This is a genomic window from Kitasatospora sp. NPDC085895 (genome assembly GCF_040702125.1).
Classification (GTDB): Bacteria; Actinomycetota; Actinomycetes; order Streptomycetales; family Streptomycetaceae; genus Kitasatospora; species Kitasatospora arboriphila.
In genome coordinates, this window is sequence record NZ_JBFBJY010000077.1 from 25,415 (window position 1) to 41,559 (window position 16,145).

Annotated in this window: 16 protein-coding genes and 1 pseudogene; 4 read left to right on the forward strand and 13 right to left on the reverse strand. The window is 76.1% G+C overall.

The features are described from left to right. Positions 1-4 precede the first annotated feature (4 nt). The 4 genes from AB0442_RS33275 to AB0442_RS33290 form a co-directional block, all read right to left on the reverse strand. Positions 5-1,696: a serine/threonine-protein kinase gene (locus AB0442_RS33275; protein WP_366167341.1), complete on the reverse strand. Its 1,692-nt coding sequence runs from the start codon at positions 1,694-1,696 to the stop codon at positions 5-7. A 179-nt stretch (positions 1,697-1,875) separates the two neighbouring features. Next, positions 1,876-2,181 (reverse strand): dsRBD fold-containing protein, encoded by a 306-nt coding sequence (locus tag AB0442_RS33280; RefSeq protein WP_366167342.1) that lies wholly within the window; start codon positions 2,179-2,181, stop codon positions 1,876-1,878. Next, positions 2,178-2,348 (reverse strand): hypothetical protein, encoded by a 171-nt coding sequence (locus AB0442_RS33285; protein ID WP_363539489.1) that lies wholly within the window; start codon positions 2,346-2,348, stop codon positions 2,178-2,180. Before AB0442_RS33285 ends, AB0442_RS33280 begins: the two co-directional genes overlap by 4 nt. A 162-nt stretch (positions 2,349-2,510) precedes the next feature. Beyond that, positions 2,511-3,014, reverse strand: a complete 504-nt coding sequence (locus AB0442_RS33290; RefSeq protein WP_366167343.1) for an HD domain-containing protein — start codon at positions 3,012-3,014, stop codon at positions 2,511-2,513. A 92-nt stretch (positions 3,015-3,106) separates the two neighbouring features. Here AB0442_RS33290 and AB0442_RS33295 point away from each other — a divergent pair, with 92 nt between their 5' ends. After that, positions 3,107-3,736, forward strand: coding sequence for a uridine kinase (locus AB0442_RS33295; RefSeq protein ID WP_366167344.1), 630 nt, complete (start codon positions 3,107-3,109; stop codon positions 3,734-3,736). A gap of 73 nt (positions 3,737-3,809) precedes the next feature. After that, positions 3,810-4,805 (forward strand): RNA ligase family protein, encoded by a 996-nt coding sequence (locus AB0442_RS33300; protein ID WP_366167345.1) that lies wholly within the window; start codon positions 3,810-3,812, stop codon positions 4,803-4,805. A 29-nt stretch (positions 4,806-4,834) separates the two neighbouring features. Here the strand turns inward: AB0442_RS33300 and AB0442_RS33305 are convergent, their stop codons facing one another. Beyond that, complete coding sequence (locus AB0442_RS33305; protein ID WP_366167346.1) at positions 4,835-5,623, reverse strand: DNA-formamidopyrimidine glycosylase family protein; 789 nt, start codon at positions 5,621-5,623, stop codon at positions 4,835-4,837. A 62-nt stretch (positions 5,624-5,685) separates the two neighbouring features. On the opposite strand from AB0442_RS33305, the gene AB0442_RS33310 reads away from it, so the two are divergent. Further along, positions 5,686-6,132, forward strand: coding sequence for a hypothetical protein (locus AB0442_RS33310; RefSeq protein ID WP_366167347.1), 447 nt, complete (start codon positions 5,686-5,688; stop codon positions 6,130-6,132). On the opposite strand, the gene AB0442_RS33315 is transcribed toward AB0442_RS33310, so the two are convergent. The 7 genes from AB0442_RS33315 to ligD all read right to left on the reverse strand — a co-directional run bounded on the left by AB0442_RS33315 (position 6,111) and on the right by ligD (position 14,989). Next, the gene (locus AB0442_RS33315) at positions 6,111-7,580 is read right to left on the reverse strand and encodes a phosphatase PAP2 family protein (RefSeq protein ID WP_366167348.1); all 1,470 of its coding nucleotides are present in this window, start codon (positions 7,578-7,580) and stop codon (positions 6,111-6,113) included. The genes AB0442_RS33310 and AB0442_RS33315 overlap by 22 nt on opposite strands. Before the next feature lie 294 nt (positions 7,581-7,874). Beyond that, positions 7,875-8,927, reverse strand: a complete 1,053-nt coding sequence (locus AB0442_RS33320) for a lytic polysaccharide monooxygenase (RefSeq protein ID WP_366167349.1) — start codon at positions 8,925-8,927, stop codon at positions 7,875-7,877. Between the two features lie 531 nt (positions 8,928-9,458). After that, a complete protein-coding gene (locus AB0442_RS33325; protein ID WP_366167350.1) occupies positions 9,459-10,616 on the reverse strand; it encodes a HAMP domain-containing sensor histidine kinase in 1,158 nt (385 codons plus the stop codon). A gap of 7 nt (positions 10,617-10,623) precedes the next feature. Further along, the gene (locus tag AB0442_RS33330) at positions 10,624-11,364 is read right to left on the reverse strand and encodes a response regulator transcription factor (RefSeq protein WP_366167351.1); all 741 of its coding nucleotides are present in this window, start codon (positions 11,362-11,364) and stop codon (positions 10,624-10,626) included. 116 nt (positions 11,365-11,480) lie between these two features. After that, positions 11,481-12,776: an MFS transporter gene (locus tag AB0442_RS33335; protein ID WP_366167352.1), complete on the reverse strand. Its 1,296-nt coding sequence runs from the start codon at positions 12,774-12,776 to the stop codon at positions 11,481-11,483. Positions 12,777-12,867: 91 nt separating this feature from the next. Beyond that, positions 12,868-13,584, reverse strand: coding sequence for an SMI1/KNR4 family protein (locus tag AB0442_RS33340; protein WP_366167353.1), 717 nt, complete (start codon positions 13,582-13,584; stop codon positions 12,868-12,870). 508 nt (positions 13,585-14,092) lie between these two features. Continuing rightward, a complete protein-coding gene (ligD, locus tag AB0442_RS33345; RefSeq protein ID WP_366167354.1) occupies positions 14,093-14,989 on the reverse strand; it encodes a non-homologous end-joining DNA ligase in 897 nt (298 codons plus the stop codon). Between the two features lie 112 nt (positions 14,990-15,101). Here ligD and AB0442_RS33350 point away from each other — a divergent pair, with 112 nt between their 5' ends. Beyond that, positions 15,102-15,242, forward strand: coding sequence for a hypothetical protein (locus AB0442_RS33350; protein WP_366167355.1), 141 nt, complete (start codon positions 15,102-15,104; stop codon positions 15,240-15,242). Positions 15,243-15,411: 169 nt separating this feature from the next. Here the strand turns inward: AB0442_RS33350 and AB0442_RS33355 are convergent. Then, positions 15,412-16,074, reverse strand: a pseudogene (locus AB0442_RS33355) (S-methyl-5'-thioadenosine phosphorylase); the annotation flags it as partial. Between the last annotated feature and the right edge of the window lie 71 nt (positions 16,075-16,145).

Consider the following 16,145-nt stretch of genomic DNA (forward strand, 5'->3'; position numbering starts at 1 on the left):
TTCCTCAGGTCAGGATGACGCAAGTGCTCGTGTTGACGGGACCGGATGCGCTGCCCTGGCCCGATTCGGCCGCCGGACTCGAACTCACCCGTGCAGTCCAGGAGCCGGAGGTGCTCGGAGCCGACACCGTGGTGCTGAAGCTTGTCTTGCCCTTCGGGAGGGTGAGCTGAACGGTGGAGACCGGCAGCCGGCTCACGCCCGAGTACCAGGCGACGGTCACCGTGCCGCTCGCCGCACCGTCCGTCGCGGCCGTGATCCTGGCGACCACCTCGTAGTTCCGGCTGCCGCAGGTGGTGCTGACGCTCAGCCGCATGACCCGCAGGGTCGGCGGCGGCGGGGCGCTGGTCGTGGGCGTGGTCGGCGGGGCGCTGGTCGGCGGGGCCGTGGTCGGCTTCTTGGTCGGGGAGGTGCTCGGCGAGGCGAACGGCGAGGTGGTCGGGGAGGCGCTCGGCGACGGCGACGCCGACGGGGAGGCCGAGGCCGACGGGGACGCGGACGCGGACGCCGAGGGCGAACCGGATGGCGACGGCACCGCCACGGGGCCGTCGGAACCGAAGGTCGTGGTGGCCTTCGGGGCGGCGACCTCGGTGGTCGTGGTGGAGTCGGAGGCGCCGGCGGCCGCGACCCCGGCGAGGGTGCCGCCGAGCAGGACGAGTCCGGTGGCGGCGCTCAGCAGCTTGGCCCGCGGACCGAACCGCCGGACGGCGGTGACGCCGCCCGGGGGTTGCGACAGGGTGGTGGTGGCGACCGAGGTGTTGCCGGCGGCGTGCCCGTGCGGGTGCGGCAGCAGCAGCGGCAGCAGGGCGACCAGGCCGGCCAGCTGCCGGCGGCCGCGCTCCTCCCACTCCGGCCCGTACGCACCGGCGGCGACCGCCTCCAGGTCGGCGACCAGCTCGGCGGCGCCCTCCGGCCGGTCCTGCGGGGTCTTGGCCAGGCCGGAGCGGATCAGCGGGCGCAGCGCCTCGGGGGCCTGCTCGTCGGGGATGTCCGCCTCGGTGTGCTGGACGGCCAGCTCCATCAGCGTGGTGCCGGCGTACGGCTTGGCGCCGGTCAGGCACTCGAAGAAGGTCGCTGTGGCGGCGTACACGTCGCCGCGCGGGGAGGCGGCCTCGCCGGCCCACTGCTCGGGCGCCATGTAGGCGGGGGTGCCGGCGATGTCGCCCTTGGCCCCGCTCTGCACCGCGATGCCGAAGTCGACCAGCTTGGAGACGCCCTCGGTGGTGACGATGACGTTGCCGGGCTTGTAGTCGCGGTGCACCACGCCGGCCCGGTGGGCGTCGGCGAGGCCGAGCAGCGAGCCCTTGAGCACGGCCAGCGCCGCCTCGGGGCCGGTGGCGCCCTCGGCCTGCAGCAGGTCGCGCAGCGAGATGCCGTCGACCAGCTCCATGACGATGGCGGCGCCCCGCGGGCCCTCCACGTACTCGTACAGACGGGTGACGTGCGGGGAGTCGAGGCCGGCGAGCAGCTCGGCCTCGGTGCGGAAGTTCTCGTGGTCGGCGTGGTCGCCGTTGAGGTACTTGACCGCGACGGGGGTGCCGGTCGCGTCGTGGCTGGCCAGCACGACGCGCCCGGCTGCTCCCGCGCCGAGCTCGCGCTCGTGGGTGTAGCCGGGGAGCTCCCAGCGCGCGTCCTGCCCAATCGCAGCGTCCTGGGGGGCCTGGCCCTCGGGGCCGCCCTTGCCTCTGTTCTCGTCCACCGTTCCTGCCACCATGACGTCGATCACCGTACCGGGCGTACGGCCACCGACAGTGACGCACCCGTGGTCCGGTGGGTTCCGGTCCACGGGTGTCGGAAGGTCACGATTCGGCTGTTTCGCACACTACTTGTCGCCTGCGGCTACCTTCTTCCGGCGGTGGGCGGATCGATCGTGCACGGTCACTCCGTGTCGCGGCGGCGGGCCGACTCGGCGGCCTCGGCGGCGACGGAACCGGCGTGCACCAGCCGGTGCCCGAGGTCGAGCAGGGCACGGCCGACGGCGAGCTCGTTGCCGATCATCGGGACGGCGGGATCGTGGCTGCTGCGACGGGCCTCGGCGTCGGCCTGCATCGCGCCGGTGCCCTCCGTCACGGTGCCGCCGGACTCGAGGACGGCGTGCGCCCTGGTGACGTCGCCGTCCTCGGTGACCATCAGCCGTACCTGCCACTCGCTGGTGTGCGGCCCCTCGCCGGCGAGCGCGCTCACCGGCCGAGCTCCTCGGGGGGCTCGTCGAGGCGGTCGCCCTCGGCCGTCGACTCGTCCTGCGCGTGCGCGGTCTGGTACGAGGTGATGCCCTCCTCGGGGTCGCGCGAGCGCACGTCCTCCTCGTCCCGCTCCGCCTTGTCGTTCATCCGCTGCTGCATGTCGGACATCGCCGCTCCCTGTGCTCGGGCGGTCGGCGGGCCCGTGGCGCCCGGCGGCAGGGGGCCGCCGCGGCGGGCGGGGCCGGCCGCGTTCCTGCTTCCAGCGTGCTCCTGCCCGGGCCGGCGGGCCACAGCGACCGGCGGCGGCGCCACCGCCGCGAGGTGCCGGCGTCAGCCGAGCTCGGCCAGCAGACCAGGGTTGACCAGGCCGACGACGGCCCGGACGTCGGCCTCGCCGACCGCCGGCCAGAGCACCCGACGGGCGGCCCGGTAGCGCTCGGCGAGCCGCAGGCGGTCGGCCTCGGGCAGCTGCGCCGCCCGTCCCGGCAGCGAGTTGTGCGCGTTGTCCGCGATCTTCAACAGGGCCGCCGAGTGGTCGCCGGCGATCTGCGCCAGCATCTCCTCGTAGGGCGTGCCCGGGACCTTGGTGACCCGCCGGACGGTCGCCACCACGGCGGACGGCACCCCGGCGCGCAGCAGGTCCTCGGCGGTCAGCGGGGTGTCCTCCAGCACGTCGTGCAGCAGCCCGGCCATCTGCAGGCCGGTGCCGAACGGGGCGAGGCCGGCCGCCACCGCCCGGACGTGCTCGACGTACGGCACGCCGATCTTGTCGGTCTGCCCGGCGTGGGCGCGGGCGGCCAGGGCATCGACGTCGGCCAGGGTCGGTTCGGCCACGGTGGTCTCCCCTCGGGTACGGCGCCGGGCCCCGACGGCCCGTCAGTCGCGGCGAAATATAGTCGGCCGGGCCGACGGGAAGGAGCAGCAGGGTGCGGGTGACACCGATCTCCGCGGAACGGCTGACCGCCCTGGTCGCCGACCGGGTCGAGGAGGCCGCGCGGAACGCGCCGTGGGTGCGGGTCGCGGTGGACGGCGCGGCCGCCGCCCGGCCGGGCGCGCTCGCGGACGCCCTGGTCGGGCCGCTGCGGCTGCGCGGCCGTCCGGTGCTGCGGGTGTCCGCCGCGGACTTCCTGCGGCCCGCCTCGATCCGCCTGGAGTACGGCCGGCAGGACGCCGACGCCTTCCACGACCTGTGGCTCGACGACGGCGCGCTGCTGCGCGAGGTGCTGGCACCGCTCGACCCGGGCGGCAGCGGACGGGTGCTGCCCTCGCTGTGGGACGCCGCCGCCGACCGGGCCACCCGGGCGCCGTACACCGAACTGCCGCCGGGCGGGGTGCTGCTGCTGGACGGCCCGCTGCTGCTCGGCCGCTGGCTGCCCTTCGAGCTGACGGTCCACCTCGCGATGGGCCCGGGCGCGCTCGCCCGGCACACCGCCGGGGCCGAGCGCTGGACGCTGCCCGCCTTCGCCCGCTACGAGGAGGAGACCCGGCCGCGGGAGGCCGCCGACCTGGCGGTGAAGGTCGACGACCCGCGGCACCCGGCGCTCGTCGAGCCCTGAGCACGGACGGCACGGGCCCTCCCCGCGGGTAATCCCGTTGCCGCCGGACGGGCCCGGCCGGGATGCTCGGCGGATGTCCGAGAGCGCCTTCGCCCCCTACCCGAAGATCCCCGAGCGGGCGGCGCTCAGCCGGTCCGCCGTCCGTGCCTGGGCCGCCACCGAGAAGGTGCACGGCGCCCACCTCGCCCTGCTCTGCGAGGACGGCGCGGTCCGCGCGGCCAAGCGGCGCGCGCTGCTGGACGGCGACGCACTCGACGGCTTCTTCGGCCTCGCCCGGATCTGGCCGGCCCTGTCGGTGGCGGCCGGCCGCGCCGCCGCGGCCCTGCGCGAGGAGCTCCGGGCCGCGGGACGGGTGGTGCTGTACGGCGAGCTGTTCGGCGGCCGCTACCCGCACCCGGCCGTCCCGCCGCAGGACGGCGCCCGGCCCGTGCAGACCGGCGTCTGGTACGCGCCGGGCCTGCACTGGTCGGTGTTCGACGCGGTGGTGGAGGTCCACGGGGAGCGGTGGTGGGCCGGCGACGCCGCGCTGCGCCGGGCCGCGGCGGCGGCCGGGCTGCCGTACGCCCCGCTGCTCGGCGAGGGCCCGCTGGTACGGCTGCAGGAGCTGTCCGCGGTCTTCCCGAGCCTCGTCCCCGCCGGGTTCGGCCTGCCGCCGCTGGCGGGCAACCTCGCCGAGGGGTACGTGCTGAAGCCCGCCGGGGCCGTGCCGGTGGCCGTCGGCCGGCCGGTGCTCAAGGTCAAGCAGCCGGGCTTCGCCGAGGACGCCCGCTACCGCGGCGCCCGCCCGTACACCGCCCCGCCCGGCGGGGCGGCCGGCGTGCCCGGCTGGCTGGTCGAGCAGGCGGCCGTCCTGCTCACCCCGGCCCGGGCGGCCGCCGCCGTCTCCAAGCTCGGCCCGGCGGCCGCTCCGGCGGAGGTCGCCGCCGAGATCGCCCGGGACACCGTCGAGGACCTCGCGGACCGCCTCGGCGGCCTGCCCGCCGCGCAGGCCGTCCGACTCACCTCCTGCCTCGGCAGCGCGGCCCTGGAGCTGGCCCGCCTCGACGCGGCCGGGCGGCGCACCCCGTGAGCGCGGGCGCCGTCCCCGGCCCGGGCGGTTCAGCCGGGGGCCGGGCCGCGCTGGCAGTGCGGGCACCAGACGGCGGGGCGGTCCTCGGCGTGCGGGGCGGTGCGCAGCCGGGTGCCGCAGCGCGAGCAGGGGCGGCGGGCCCGGCCGTAGACCCAGGTGCGGCGGTCCGGGTGCGGGTCGCGGGTGGTGATCCGCTCGGCCCGCAGCTTGTTGGCCTCCAGCAGGTGCTGTGCCTTGGCGAGGACCCGGTCGAGCACGGTGACCTCGCCGACCGGGGTCCACGGGGTGACGCCGGCCATGAAGCACAACTCGTTGGCGTACACGTTGCCGATGCCCGCCAGGTTGCGCTGGTCGAGCAGGGCCTCGCCGACCGGCCGGGCCGGGTCGGCGGCGAGCCGGCGCAGCGCCTCGGCGGCGTCCCAGTCCGGGCCGAGCAGGTCGGGGCCGAGGTGGCCGACGGCCCGGTCCTCGTCGGCGGTGCGGAGCAGTTCGACGACGGGGAGTCGGTAGCCGACGGCGGTGCGCTCGACGGTGCCGAGCACGGCGCGGATCTGGTGCGCCGGGCCGCCGTGCCACTTCTCCCCGCTGCGGAAGACCGCCCAGCGGCCGTCCATCCGCAGATGGGTGTGCAGGGTGAGACCGCCGTCGAAGCGGGTGAGCAGGTGCTTGCCGCGCGGCACGACGTCCAGCACCAGGCGGTCCGTCAGGTCGGCGGTGGCGTGCGCGGGCACGCGCAGGTCGGCCGCGGTCAGCCGGTGGCCGGCCAGGGCCTCCCGCAGCTGCGCGGCCGTGCGGTAGACGGTGTCGCCTTCGGGCACTCCCCCATCATGCCGGTCCGGCGGGGCGCGGTGGCAGGATGCGGGCCGGAGAGGGAGGCACGGTGACCGGTCGGGCGGTGCGGAGCACGGTGGAGTGCGGGCGGTGCGGCGGCGCCGTCCGCCGGGAGGTCGGCCAGTTCGTGCGGTGGGGGCGGCTCGGCTGGGGCGTGGACACGGACTGCGCCGATTGCTCGATCATCTCCTGCGAGGAGGACTGGGGTCCGGCGCCCGACTCCGTCCGGCGGGTGCTGCTGGCCGAGCACGGCGCCTTCACCGTCCGGCCGGTGGGGCCCGCGGTGAGCGGGCTCGCCCTGCTGCGGGTGCTGCGCGAGGACGGTACCCGCTCGCTCGCCGAGGCCCGGCGTCTGGCCGGTGAACTGGCCGGGAGCGGCCTCACCGGCACCGAGGTCGAGATGGAGTTCCTGGCCGGACGGCTCCGCCACCACGGGGTGGCGGCCGCGGTCGGGCCGGTCGGCGCCGGGCCGGGTCAGGCCTCGGTCGGGCGGTAGACCGTCAGCCCGGCGGGCGTCTTGGCGAGCAGCAGGTGCTCGGGGGCGTCGACGACCTCGCCGTCGACCGCGGCATGGGCGACACCCCGCAGGTCGGTCAGGTCGAGGGCGGACAGCCGGGCCTCGCGGTAGACCGGGGAGCGGCCGAGGGTGCCGAGCAGGAAGGCGGCGACCAGTCGCGTCCGGGCGAAGGGGTGGCTGCCGTCGACCGCGCGGACGTCGAGCAGGCCGTCGTCGAGGCGGGTACGCCGGGTCGGGGCGAAGCCGGGCGGGTCGTACACGCTGTTGCCGGCGAACAGCAGCCACAGGTTGCGCGGCACCCCGGCGACGGAGACCCGGACGGGTTCGGCGGAGGAGAGCACCTCGACCAGGGCGAGGGCGAGCGCCGGCCACTTGCCGATCCGCTTCTCGTGGCGCTCCCGGATGCGGACGAGGTCCGGGTAGACGCCGATGCTGAAGGTGTTGAGGAACGGCAGGTCGGTGCCGTCCGGCCCGCTGACCCGGCCGAGGTCGACGGCGACCGCGCTGCCGCTCTCCACCGCCTCGGCGGTGCGGGCGAGTTCGTCGACGCCGAGGTCGAGGGCGAAGTGGTTGAGGGTGCCGCCGGGGAAGACGGCGAGCGGCAGACCGGCCCGGCGGGCGACGGAGGCCGCCAGGTTGACGGACCCGTCGCCGCCGCAGACGCCGAGCGCGCCGCCGGCCCCGGCGGCCCGGGAGGCGGCCTGCTCGACCAGGTCGGCCAGGTCGTCCTCGGGACCGCGTTCGACGATCTCCGCCTCGGGGAGCAGGCGGCGGAGTTCGGCGACGGTGGCCCCGGGGCCGTCCGGCCCGGAGTCGGCGTTGACCACGACGACCAGCCCTGCGCCGCGCGGCAGCGCGGGGGCGGTGATCCGCGCCGGGGCCGCCCGGGCCGGCTCCTCGGCGGCGCGCGGCCACCACCGGGTGGTGAGCAGCGCGGCACCGGCGCCGAGCGCCGCCCCGGCCAGCACGTCACCGGGGTAGTGCACCCCGACGTACACCCGGGAGGCCATCACCCCGAACGCCAGCGGGGCGGCGCAGACGGCGAGCGCGGGCGACTCCAGCGCCAGGCCGACGGTGAAGGCCGCGGCGGAGGCGGAGTGGCCCGAGGGGAAGGAGGTGGTCAGCGGCTGGACGGCCAGCCGCCGGGCGAGCGGGACGTCGTCGAGCAGCGGCCGGGGCCGCCGGGTGGCGTACTTCGCCGGGACGTTCGCCAGCAGCGAGGCCAGGGCGAGCGAGCCGGCCCCGCGCAGGGCGGCCCGCCGGGCTGTGCGGTTGCCGGTGGCGGCGAGCGCGGCGGCGACGCCGAACCACAGCACCCCGTGGTTGGCCGCCTTGCTGAGCCGGGGCAGCACCGGGTGGGCACCGCGCAGCCGGCTGACGGCGACGCGGGCGAAGAGTCGACGGTCGAGACTGCGCAGCGCCCTCATGGGGCCAGCCTAGGCCCTCCGCCGCGGACCGCGCCGGATCAGCGCGCGGCGACGGGCCCCGGGCCGGGCGTGCCGACGGACCGCCCCGGTGCCGGACCGCCCTTGTGCGGGACCGCACTTGGCCCGGTCCGGCGGGAGCAGCGGCGGTGGTGTCCGGATCGGCGAGGCGTTGCGGGCGGCTGACGGTCGGCCACACCGCGCACGGGCGGGCGGTTCGCCGGAGGGGCCGGCCGCGCGGGGCCTGCCGGCGGGCGGTTCGCCGGCAGGCGGTCCTGCGGCCGGGTCGGCCCGCGGTCACATGACCATGCAGGAGTACGCGACCGCGGGGTCGGGTGCGCCGCCGTTGGCGACGAAGCCGAAGGTGGTGGAGGCGCCGACGGCGAGGGAGCCGTTCCAGTCCGCGTTGTCGACGGTGACGGCCGTGCCGGTGCCGGTGCTGACGCCGTTCCAGACGCTCGCCGGTGACTGGCCGCCGGGCAGGGTGAAGTGCACCATCCAGCCGAGGATCGGGGTGGTGCCGGTGTTCTTGACCGTCACCTCGCCCTGGTAGCCGCCGGACCAGCTGCCGACGGTGCGGTAGGCGGCGGAGCAGGCGGCGCCGGTCGGCGGCGGGTCGGTCGGGCCGCTGCCGTCGCCGACACCGGTGACCTGGCCGGTGCCGCCGTCGAAGACCACGTCGGAGCAGGAGTAGAAGGTCTCGGCGCTGTCCGAGCGCTGCCAGACGGTGTAGATGACGTGCCGTCCGGACTTGTTCGCGGGCAGCGTGCCGTTCCAGGTGTACTTGCCGCCGACCGTGCCGACCGTGCCGGACAGCGGCGGGTCGGCCACGGACTGGAAGGGCGTGCTCTCCAGGGCGTCCCAGGTGAGCGGCTCGGCCGGGTCGAAGCCGTCCTTGGTGACGTACTGGTGGAAGGAGCCGGGGTGGGCCGCCCAGGCGTTGTAGCTGAAGGTGAACGCGGCGCCGCTCGTCAGGTGGGTCAGCGGCCAGTCGGTGCGGGCCTGGTCGAAGCCGGTGAAGTTGGGGTTGCCGCCGCTGCACAGCTGTCCGTCCGGGACGAAGCCGCGGGTGCGGCCCGCGCCGTCCGAGCGCAGCACGGAGAACCAGTTGTAGAACGGGGTGGTGCCGCCGGTGGCGGCCGCGGCGGCGCAGGCCGCGTTGCGGGGCTTGATCTCCCCCGTGGGAGTGATGGCGTCCCGGTAGCAGAGGAAGGTCCGGCTGCCGGGCGCCATCGGCGCGCCGTGGGCCGCGGCCCGGGGGCTGCCCAGCACCACCAGCACGAGTGCGGGCAGGGCGGCGAGCAGGGTGAGCAGACTGATCAGGTGTAACCGTCGGCGGAGGTCGGCCATGTGCGTCGTCCCTTTCGGCAGGTGGGGCGGGGACCGCGGGACGGGCCCCGGGCGAAGGGGTGGGAGCGCTCCCATTCGGAACGTAGCGCGGACTCCGCCGGCTGTAAACGGATTCGGTCGCGGCTATGACAAATTCCCCGGCCGCGCCGGCCGACCCGCCGCCGGAGCCCGTCCGGGTCACGGTCGAGGCAGCACGGCGAGGCAGCACCCACCCCCAGGAGGACGCATGCAGGCTCCCGTGCGCCGCGCGGTACCGGCGGTCGCCCCTGGGTTCGGTGCCCAACCCCGCCTACGCGGACGCGAAGAGGATCGTGCTCACGGTCGGGGCCGCACCGCCCGCCACGACCGAGCCGCCCACCGACGGCACCGCTCCCCCACCCAGCGGTGACACCACCCCGCCGCCCGCCGACACGGCGGCCCCACCGGTCGACTCTTCGGCGCCGCCGGCGACCGGGCCGGGCCGGGCGCCCGCGCGGTGACCACCGGACCGCCCGCGGGGCGGGCGCCCCGGTCCCGCGGACGGTCCGTCACTCAGACCCGGGCGGCCGCGGCGGCCGGCAGCGCGATCTCGAAGCAACAGCCGCCGGCGACGTTGCGGACGGTCGCCCGTCCCTCGTGCGCCTCCACGATGCCGCGGACGATCGCCAGGCCGAGGCCCGCCCCGGAGTCCCCGTGGTGCGGGCCCGCGCCGCCGCCCGTGCTCCGCGGGGTCCGGGCGGCGCCGCCGCGGAAGCCGGTCTCGAAGACCCGTGGCAGGTCGGCCTCGGGGATGCCGCCGCAGCCGTCCGTCACCGAGACCAGCACCTCGTCCTCCGCACGCCGCGCCGCGACCGCCACCACCCCGTCCGCGGGGGTGCAGCGGATCGCGTTGACCAGCAGGTTGCCGAGCACCCGGGTGATCTCACGGCCGTCCACCTCGACCGGCTCGGCGGCCACCGCGCCGCCCGCCAGCCGGACGCCGCGCTCGCGGGCCAGCGGGGCCGCGCCGGCGATCGCGTCGCCGACCAGGTCGTACACCGACACCCGGGACGGCGAGAGCGTCAGCGCACCCGCCTGGATCCGGGACAGCTCGAACAGGTCGTCCACCATGCCGGTCAGCCGGTCCACTTCGGTGCGCATCCGGGCCAGGTAGCGCGGCGGGTCCTCGGCGACCCCGTCCTCCAGCGCCTCGGCCATCGCCCGCAGGCCCGCCAGCGGGGTGCGCAGATCGTGCGAGATCCAGGCGATCAGCTCCCGGCGCGACTGCTCCAGGGCCTGCTCGCGCCGGCGGGACTCCGCCAGCCGGGCACTGGTCGCCGCCAACTCTTCGCTGAGATGGGCGAGTTCGCTGCCGAGCGGCTGCACCGGCGGGGCGAAGCCGCCCTCACTGCCCACCGTCCGGGCGGCCGCCGCCAACGCCCGGCTGCCCGCCACCACCTGACGGCCCAGCAGCGCCGCGGTGGCCACCGAGACGACCGCGGCCATCAGGGTCACCGTGACGACCACGCCGAGGTCGTGCTCCGAGAGGAACATCGCCTGCGCCACCGCCACCGTGCCGGTGGTCATCGCCAGCACCGTCACCACGGCCACGCACAGCAGCGAGAGCGCGACCGACCGGCGGCGCAGCAGCCGCACCGCCGGCCAGCCGAGCAGGCCGGCCGCGCCGGCGCCCAGGGCGGCGAAGGCGGCGATCAGCAGCAGGTCCCTCATGGCGGTGTCAGCTCCCCACCGGGTCGAAGCGGTACCCGACGCCCCAGACCGTCGTGATCAGGCGCGGCGCCGCCGGGTCGTCCTCGATCTTCTCGCGCAGCCGGCGGACGTGGACGGTCACCGTGGACAGGTCGCCGAACTCCCAGCCCCACACCTGCTGCATCAGCTCCTCCCGGCCGAACGCCCGTCCCGGGTGCCGGAGGAAGAACGCCAGCAGGTCGAACTCGCGCAGGGTGAGCGACAGTTCGACGCCGGACCGGTGGGCGCGGCGGGCCTGCGGGTCGAGTTCCACGTCGCCGCTCGCCAGCACGGGGGCCGGTGCCGCGGAGACCGGGGCGGCCGCGGCACCCGCGCGGCGCAGCACGGAACGGACGCGCAGCACCAGTTCGCGCGGGCTGAACGGCTTGGTGACGTAGTCGTCCGCGCCGAGTTCCAGGCCGAGGATGCGGTCGGACTCGTCGCCCTTCGCGGTGAGCATCACCACCGGCAGCCGGGCGCCGTGCTCGGTCGCGCGCAGCCGGCGGCAGACCTCCAGGCCGTCGATGCCGGGCAGCATCAGGTCGAGCACCACCAGGTCGGGGCCGTGCGCGGCGGCGGCCAGCGCCTGGTGGCCGTCGGCGGCCCGGTCGACGGTGTAGCCGGCCCGCCGGAGGTAGCCGGTGACGACCTCGGCGACGGTCGGATCGTCGTCGACCACCAGGATGCGGCCGGCGTTCGGGGGTCGGCTGTCGCCGTCGGACGCGTTCACGCCTCCGAGGATAGGCAGACGGCCGGGGTTCGCCGCCCGGCCCCGGCGATCCGTACGACTTCCGTAAGGGTCCGCGCACGGCCACGCCGGGAGTCCGGGTGCCCGTGCGCCGACCGTCAGGGTGCCGCCGTGGCGGATTCGGGGCCGGGGACGTCGCGCAGGTGGCGGAGCGGGGAGAAGAAGACGAACCAGCCGGCCGCCCAGGTGCCGAGGAGGGCCAGCCCGAGTGCGGGCCGGATCCCGATCAGCGTGCCGAGCAGCCCGCCGAGCACGCCGCCGACCGGCAGGGTGCCCCAGACGACCCAGCGGACGGCCGCGTTCATCCGGCCCATCAGCTCCGGCGGTGTCACCGACTGCCGGTAGCTGAGCTGCGCGATGTTGTAGACCATCGCGGAGAAGCCCGCGACGCCCCAGCCCAACGGGAAGAGCAGCACTCCCCAGCCGGGCCGGGCGGCCGCCGCGACGACCTGCGGCGCGCCGAACACCAGCATCGACACCCAGATGATCCGGGCCGAGCCGAGCCGCTCGGCGAGCCGGCCGGCGAACAGCCCTCCGGCGATCCCGCCGACGGCCGAGGCCGCCATCACCAGCCCGGTCAGCGCGGGCCCCACGTGCAGCACCCGGACGAGGAAGACCATCGCCAGCGCCGAGACCATGCCGGAGAACAGGTTCGCGGTGGCGGTGCACGCCACGACCCGGCGCAGGATGCGGTGCCCGAGGACGAACCTCAGGCCCTCGGCGATCCGGCGGCGCAGCGTCCCGTCCGCCGGCCGCGCCCGCGGACGCTCCTCCCGGGTCCTGATCCCGAGGACCGACAGGACCGAGAGCGCGTAGGACAGCGCGTCGGCCGTCATCGCCCCCGCGGCGCCGACCGACCAGACCAACCCGCTGCCCAGCCCCGGCCCGCCGAACTGTGCGAGTGCCTGGGTGGTCCCGAGCTTGCCGTTGGCGTTCATCAGGTGCTCGGCGCGGACGAGCGACGGCACGTAGCTCTGGTACGAGACGTCGAAGAACACCGAGCAGACGCCCGCCGCCACGGCGACCGCGTACAGCTGGGCCATCGTCAGGACGCCGAACGCCGCGGCCAGCGGGACCGATCCGATGATCACCAGTCGGAGCAGGTTGCAGACGATCATGACGGAGCGCTTGGCGGTGCCGTCCACCATCGCACCGGCCGGCAGCGCGATCACCGCGAACGCCAGTGTGGTGGCCGCGGTCAACAGGCCGACCTGGAAGGTGCTCGCGCCGAGCGCGACGACCGCGAGCAGCGGCAGGGCGACCTCGGTGACCGCCGATCCCGTCTCGCTGACCGTCTGGCCGCCCCACAGCAGCATGAAGTCCCGCTGCCGCCACAGGCTCGGACCGTGATTCGTCGCCCCGGCGTCCCGCACGTCCTGCGCCGCTTCCGTCACAGCACCGGCTCCGCTCCCGTCGCGGCCCGGACGGTGTCGCCGTTCACCGGCGCGCCGGCACCGTCCGTGCGGGGCAGGGGGATCGCCCGCCTCACGCGCCGTCCGCGCGCAGCCAGCTGCCGGGGAGGTCCTTGCGGAGGCCGGCGAGGGCCTCAGCGGTGCGGGCGCGGGCACGGAGGGCGCCGCCGTCGTCCGCGCGGAGCAGCACGTCGTCCCCGGCGAACCAGCGGCTGCCGGCCGGGGCGGAGAACACCGGGTAGTCGGGGAAGGGCAGTTGGACGTAGCCGTCCTCGAGGGCGAGGAGCGTCGCGACGTCGAGCGGTTCGAGGCGGTCGGCGTGGCCGTCGGGGGCGTGCAGGGACTCGGAGAGGACGAGTTCGACCAGGGCGACCGAGAGCCGGTCCAGCCAGGGCCGCCGGCTGCCGTCGCTCTCCTGCACCACGGCCGGGTCGGGCCGGTGCAGTTCGTCGAGCGGGACGCCCCAGGCGACGGCGCCCTCCCTCGCGTGGCGGAAGACCAGCAGGTGGCCCCCGGCGTCGAGGTGGAGCTCCGCGGGGTCGAGCAGCGGGTCGTGGTTGGCGGTGAGGTCGGCGCGCCGGCCGAACCGGCCGTAGGCCTCGCGGAGCGCCGCGGGCAGCCGGTGGCCGAGCCGCTCCTCCGCGGCGGCGAGGTCGGCCTCCGCCCAGCCGTCGCCCTCCGCGAGCGGAGCGACCCAGTGCTCCGCGAAGTCCTGCACGAACCACCAGGCCGCCGCACGGTCTTCGAGACCGGCCGCGACACCTTCGACGAGATCGAACCCGTGTGTCATACCCGGGACCCTACCGGCCGGGTCCGACCGTCCGGCAGGCGCCCGGAAATCCGGGCGACAGGGCGTCAGCCGGGCTGGCCCTCTGGCTCGATGGACACCACGAGCATCACGGATCCCGGGAAATGGGTGACCCTCTTCACCGTCGAGAACCTGTCCGGTCTGCCGCGCCCGGGGTTCGCCCTCACCGTTTGACTGCGCGACCGCGGCATCGACTGGTCGCCGCTCGACGGGCAGGACATCCGCCACGACCTCGCCTGCGGGCCCGATCCGGCGCTCGGCGGGCGCCGGCGCTGCCACGTCACCGTCCGGGTCCGCGCCGCCCCGCTGCGCCGCCTCGGCCCGCATCCCGACCAGGCCTCCGCCCGCGTCCTCCCGCCCCTGGCACCGGACTGGTGGGGCCCCTGGGCGTACCGCCGGAAGCGGGCCGTCCGCCGCGAGGAGGTCGCCCGGGCTCGCCGCCTGTGGACGGCGGCCGGGTGACGGAGGCCGGACGTCGGGACCGCAACGGTCAGTCGCTTCCCGGGAGTTCCGCCGCTTCGCCGAGGAGCGGGGCCAGCAGGTCGCCGTGCTCGGCGGTGCGGGCGAGGACGTCCTCGGGGGTGAACGCGAGGTCGTCGAGGGCGGTGCACTGCTCGACCTCGGCCCAGGTGATCGGGGTGGAGACGCCGGGGGTCGCGGTGGCACGCAGGGTGTAGGGCGCTGCGGTGGTCTTCGTGGTGGTGTTCTGCGACCAGTCGACGAAGACCTTGCCGCGGCGCAGCGCCTTGGCCATCCTGCTGACCACGTGGCGGGGGTGGTCGGCGGCCAGGCGTTCGGCGAGCGTGCGGGCGTAACCGACGACGGCGGAGGCCCCGCTCGGCTGGAGTGCCGCGTACAGGTGGAGGCCCTTGCTGCCGGAGGTCTTGACGTGGGCGGTGAGGCCGTCCTCGGCGAGGCGTTCGCGGACGAGCAGGGCGACCGCGCAGCAGAGCGTGATGTCGGCGCCGGGGCCCGGGTCGAGGTCGATGACCAGCCGGTCGTGGGCGGCGGGCCCGGTGTCGGCGCTCCACTGCGGCACGTGGAGTTCGAGGGCATACCCGTTGGCGAGGGCCATCAGGGTGGGCAGGTCGTCGACGGTGACGCGGTCCTTGGGGCCCTCGTGGCTGTCGACGACCATGGTGCGGACCCAGTCGGGCAGGCCGGGCGGCGGGTTCTTGGCGAAGAAGCCCTCCTCGCCGACCCCGGAGGGGAAGCGCAGCAGGGTGGCCGGCCGGCGCCGGACGTGCGGCAGCAGGTGCGGCGCGACCTGGGCGTAGTAGTAGAGGGCCTGGCCCTTCGTCCAGCCGGTGGCCGGCCACAGCACCTTGTCCAGGTGGGAGAGGACCAGGCGGCGGCCTTCGACTTCCGTGACCTGTCGCTCCGGCATACCGTGGTAAATCCCCATGAAAGCGACAGGTCATGCCGCAGGTCACCTGGAAAGGTGTCATCACGTTCGGGCTGGTCGGCGTACCCGGGCAGCTGTACGCCGCGGGGACAACGTGATCGACCCGGCGAAGAAGGCGCCCGCCGAGAAGGCCGCGGCGGCCCGCAAGGCCCCGACCGAGCGGACCACCGCGGCTGCGAAGAAGACGGCAGCGAAGACCACCGTCAGGAAGGCCGCACCGCGCCGGGCGCCCTGAACCGCGGCGGCGGGGCAGGGCGGGGCACGGCGTCGGCCCGAGGGCCCGGTCGCGTCGGTGAGCCGGGCCCTCGGAACGCCAGACTAGGGGGCGGCCGGGGCAGCGAAACGGTTCTCCCTGCGGCGCCCGCGCGGCGCGCCCCCACGTGCGGAGGCGGGTGCGGAGCCGGTCACCCGGCGGCGGACGGCTCGGGAACACCGGCCAGCCCGGTCTCCAGGCCGTCGAGGGCGTGCGAGCAGACGCAGTCCCGCGCGGTCGGCAGGTCGGCCACCGCCTTGAACAGCACCGTGCGCAGCCGGTCCACGTTGCGGGCGAAGACCTCCAGCACCTCGGCGTGGGTGACGCCCTCGCCGGTCTCCACCCCCGCGTCCAGATCGGTGACCAGCGCCAACGAGGTGTAGCAGAGACCGAGTTCGCGGGCGAGCACGGCCTCCGGGTGGCCGGTCATGCCGACCACCGACCAGCCGTTGGCGGTGAACCAGCGGGATTCCGCGCGGGTGGAGAACCGCGGCCCCTCGACGACCACCAGGGTGCCGCCGTCGACCGGCTCCCAGGCGTTGGCGCGGGCGGCGGCCAGGGCGGCCTGGCGGCCGTCCGGGCAGTACGGGTCCGCCATCGAGACGTGCACCACCTCCGGCAGCGAGCCGTCCGGCAGCGGCAGTCCGTCGTAGAAGGTCTGGGCCCGGCCGAGGGTCCGGTCGACGAACTGGTCCGGCACCAGCAGCGTGCCCGGGCCGTACTCGGTGCGCAGCCCGCCTACCGCGCACGGGCCGAGCACCTGCCGCACCCCGAGGGAGTGCAGCGCCCACAGTCGGGTAGCCGGGCCACGTTGCCGTGGCCCGGCCCCCTCAGAACCGGACGTGCACCTTTCAGCGCATCCGGCTCAAGCAAGCCCCGAGAGCT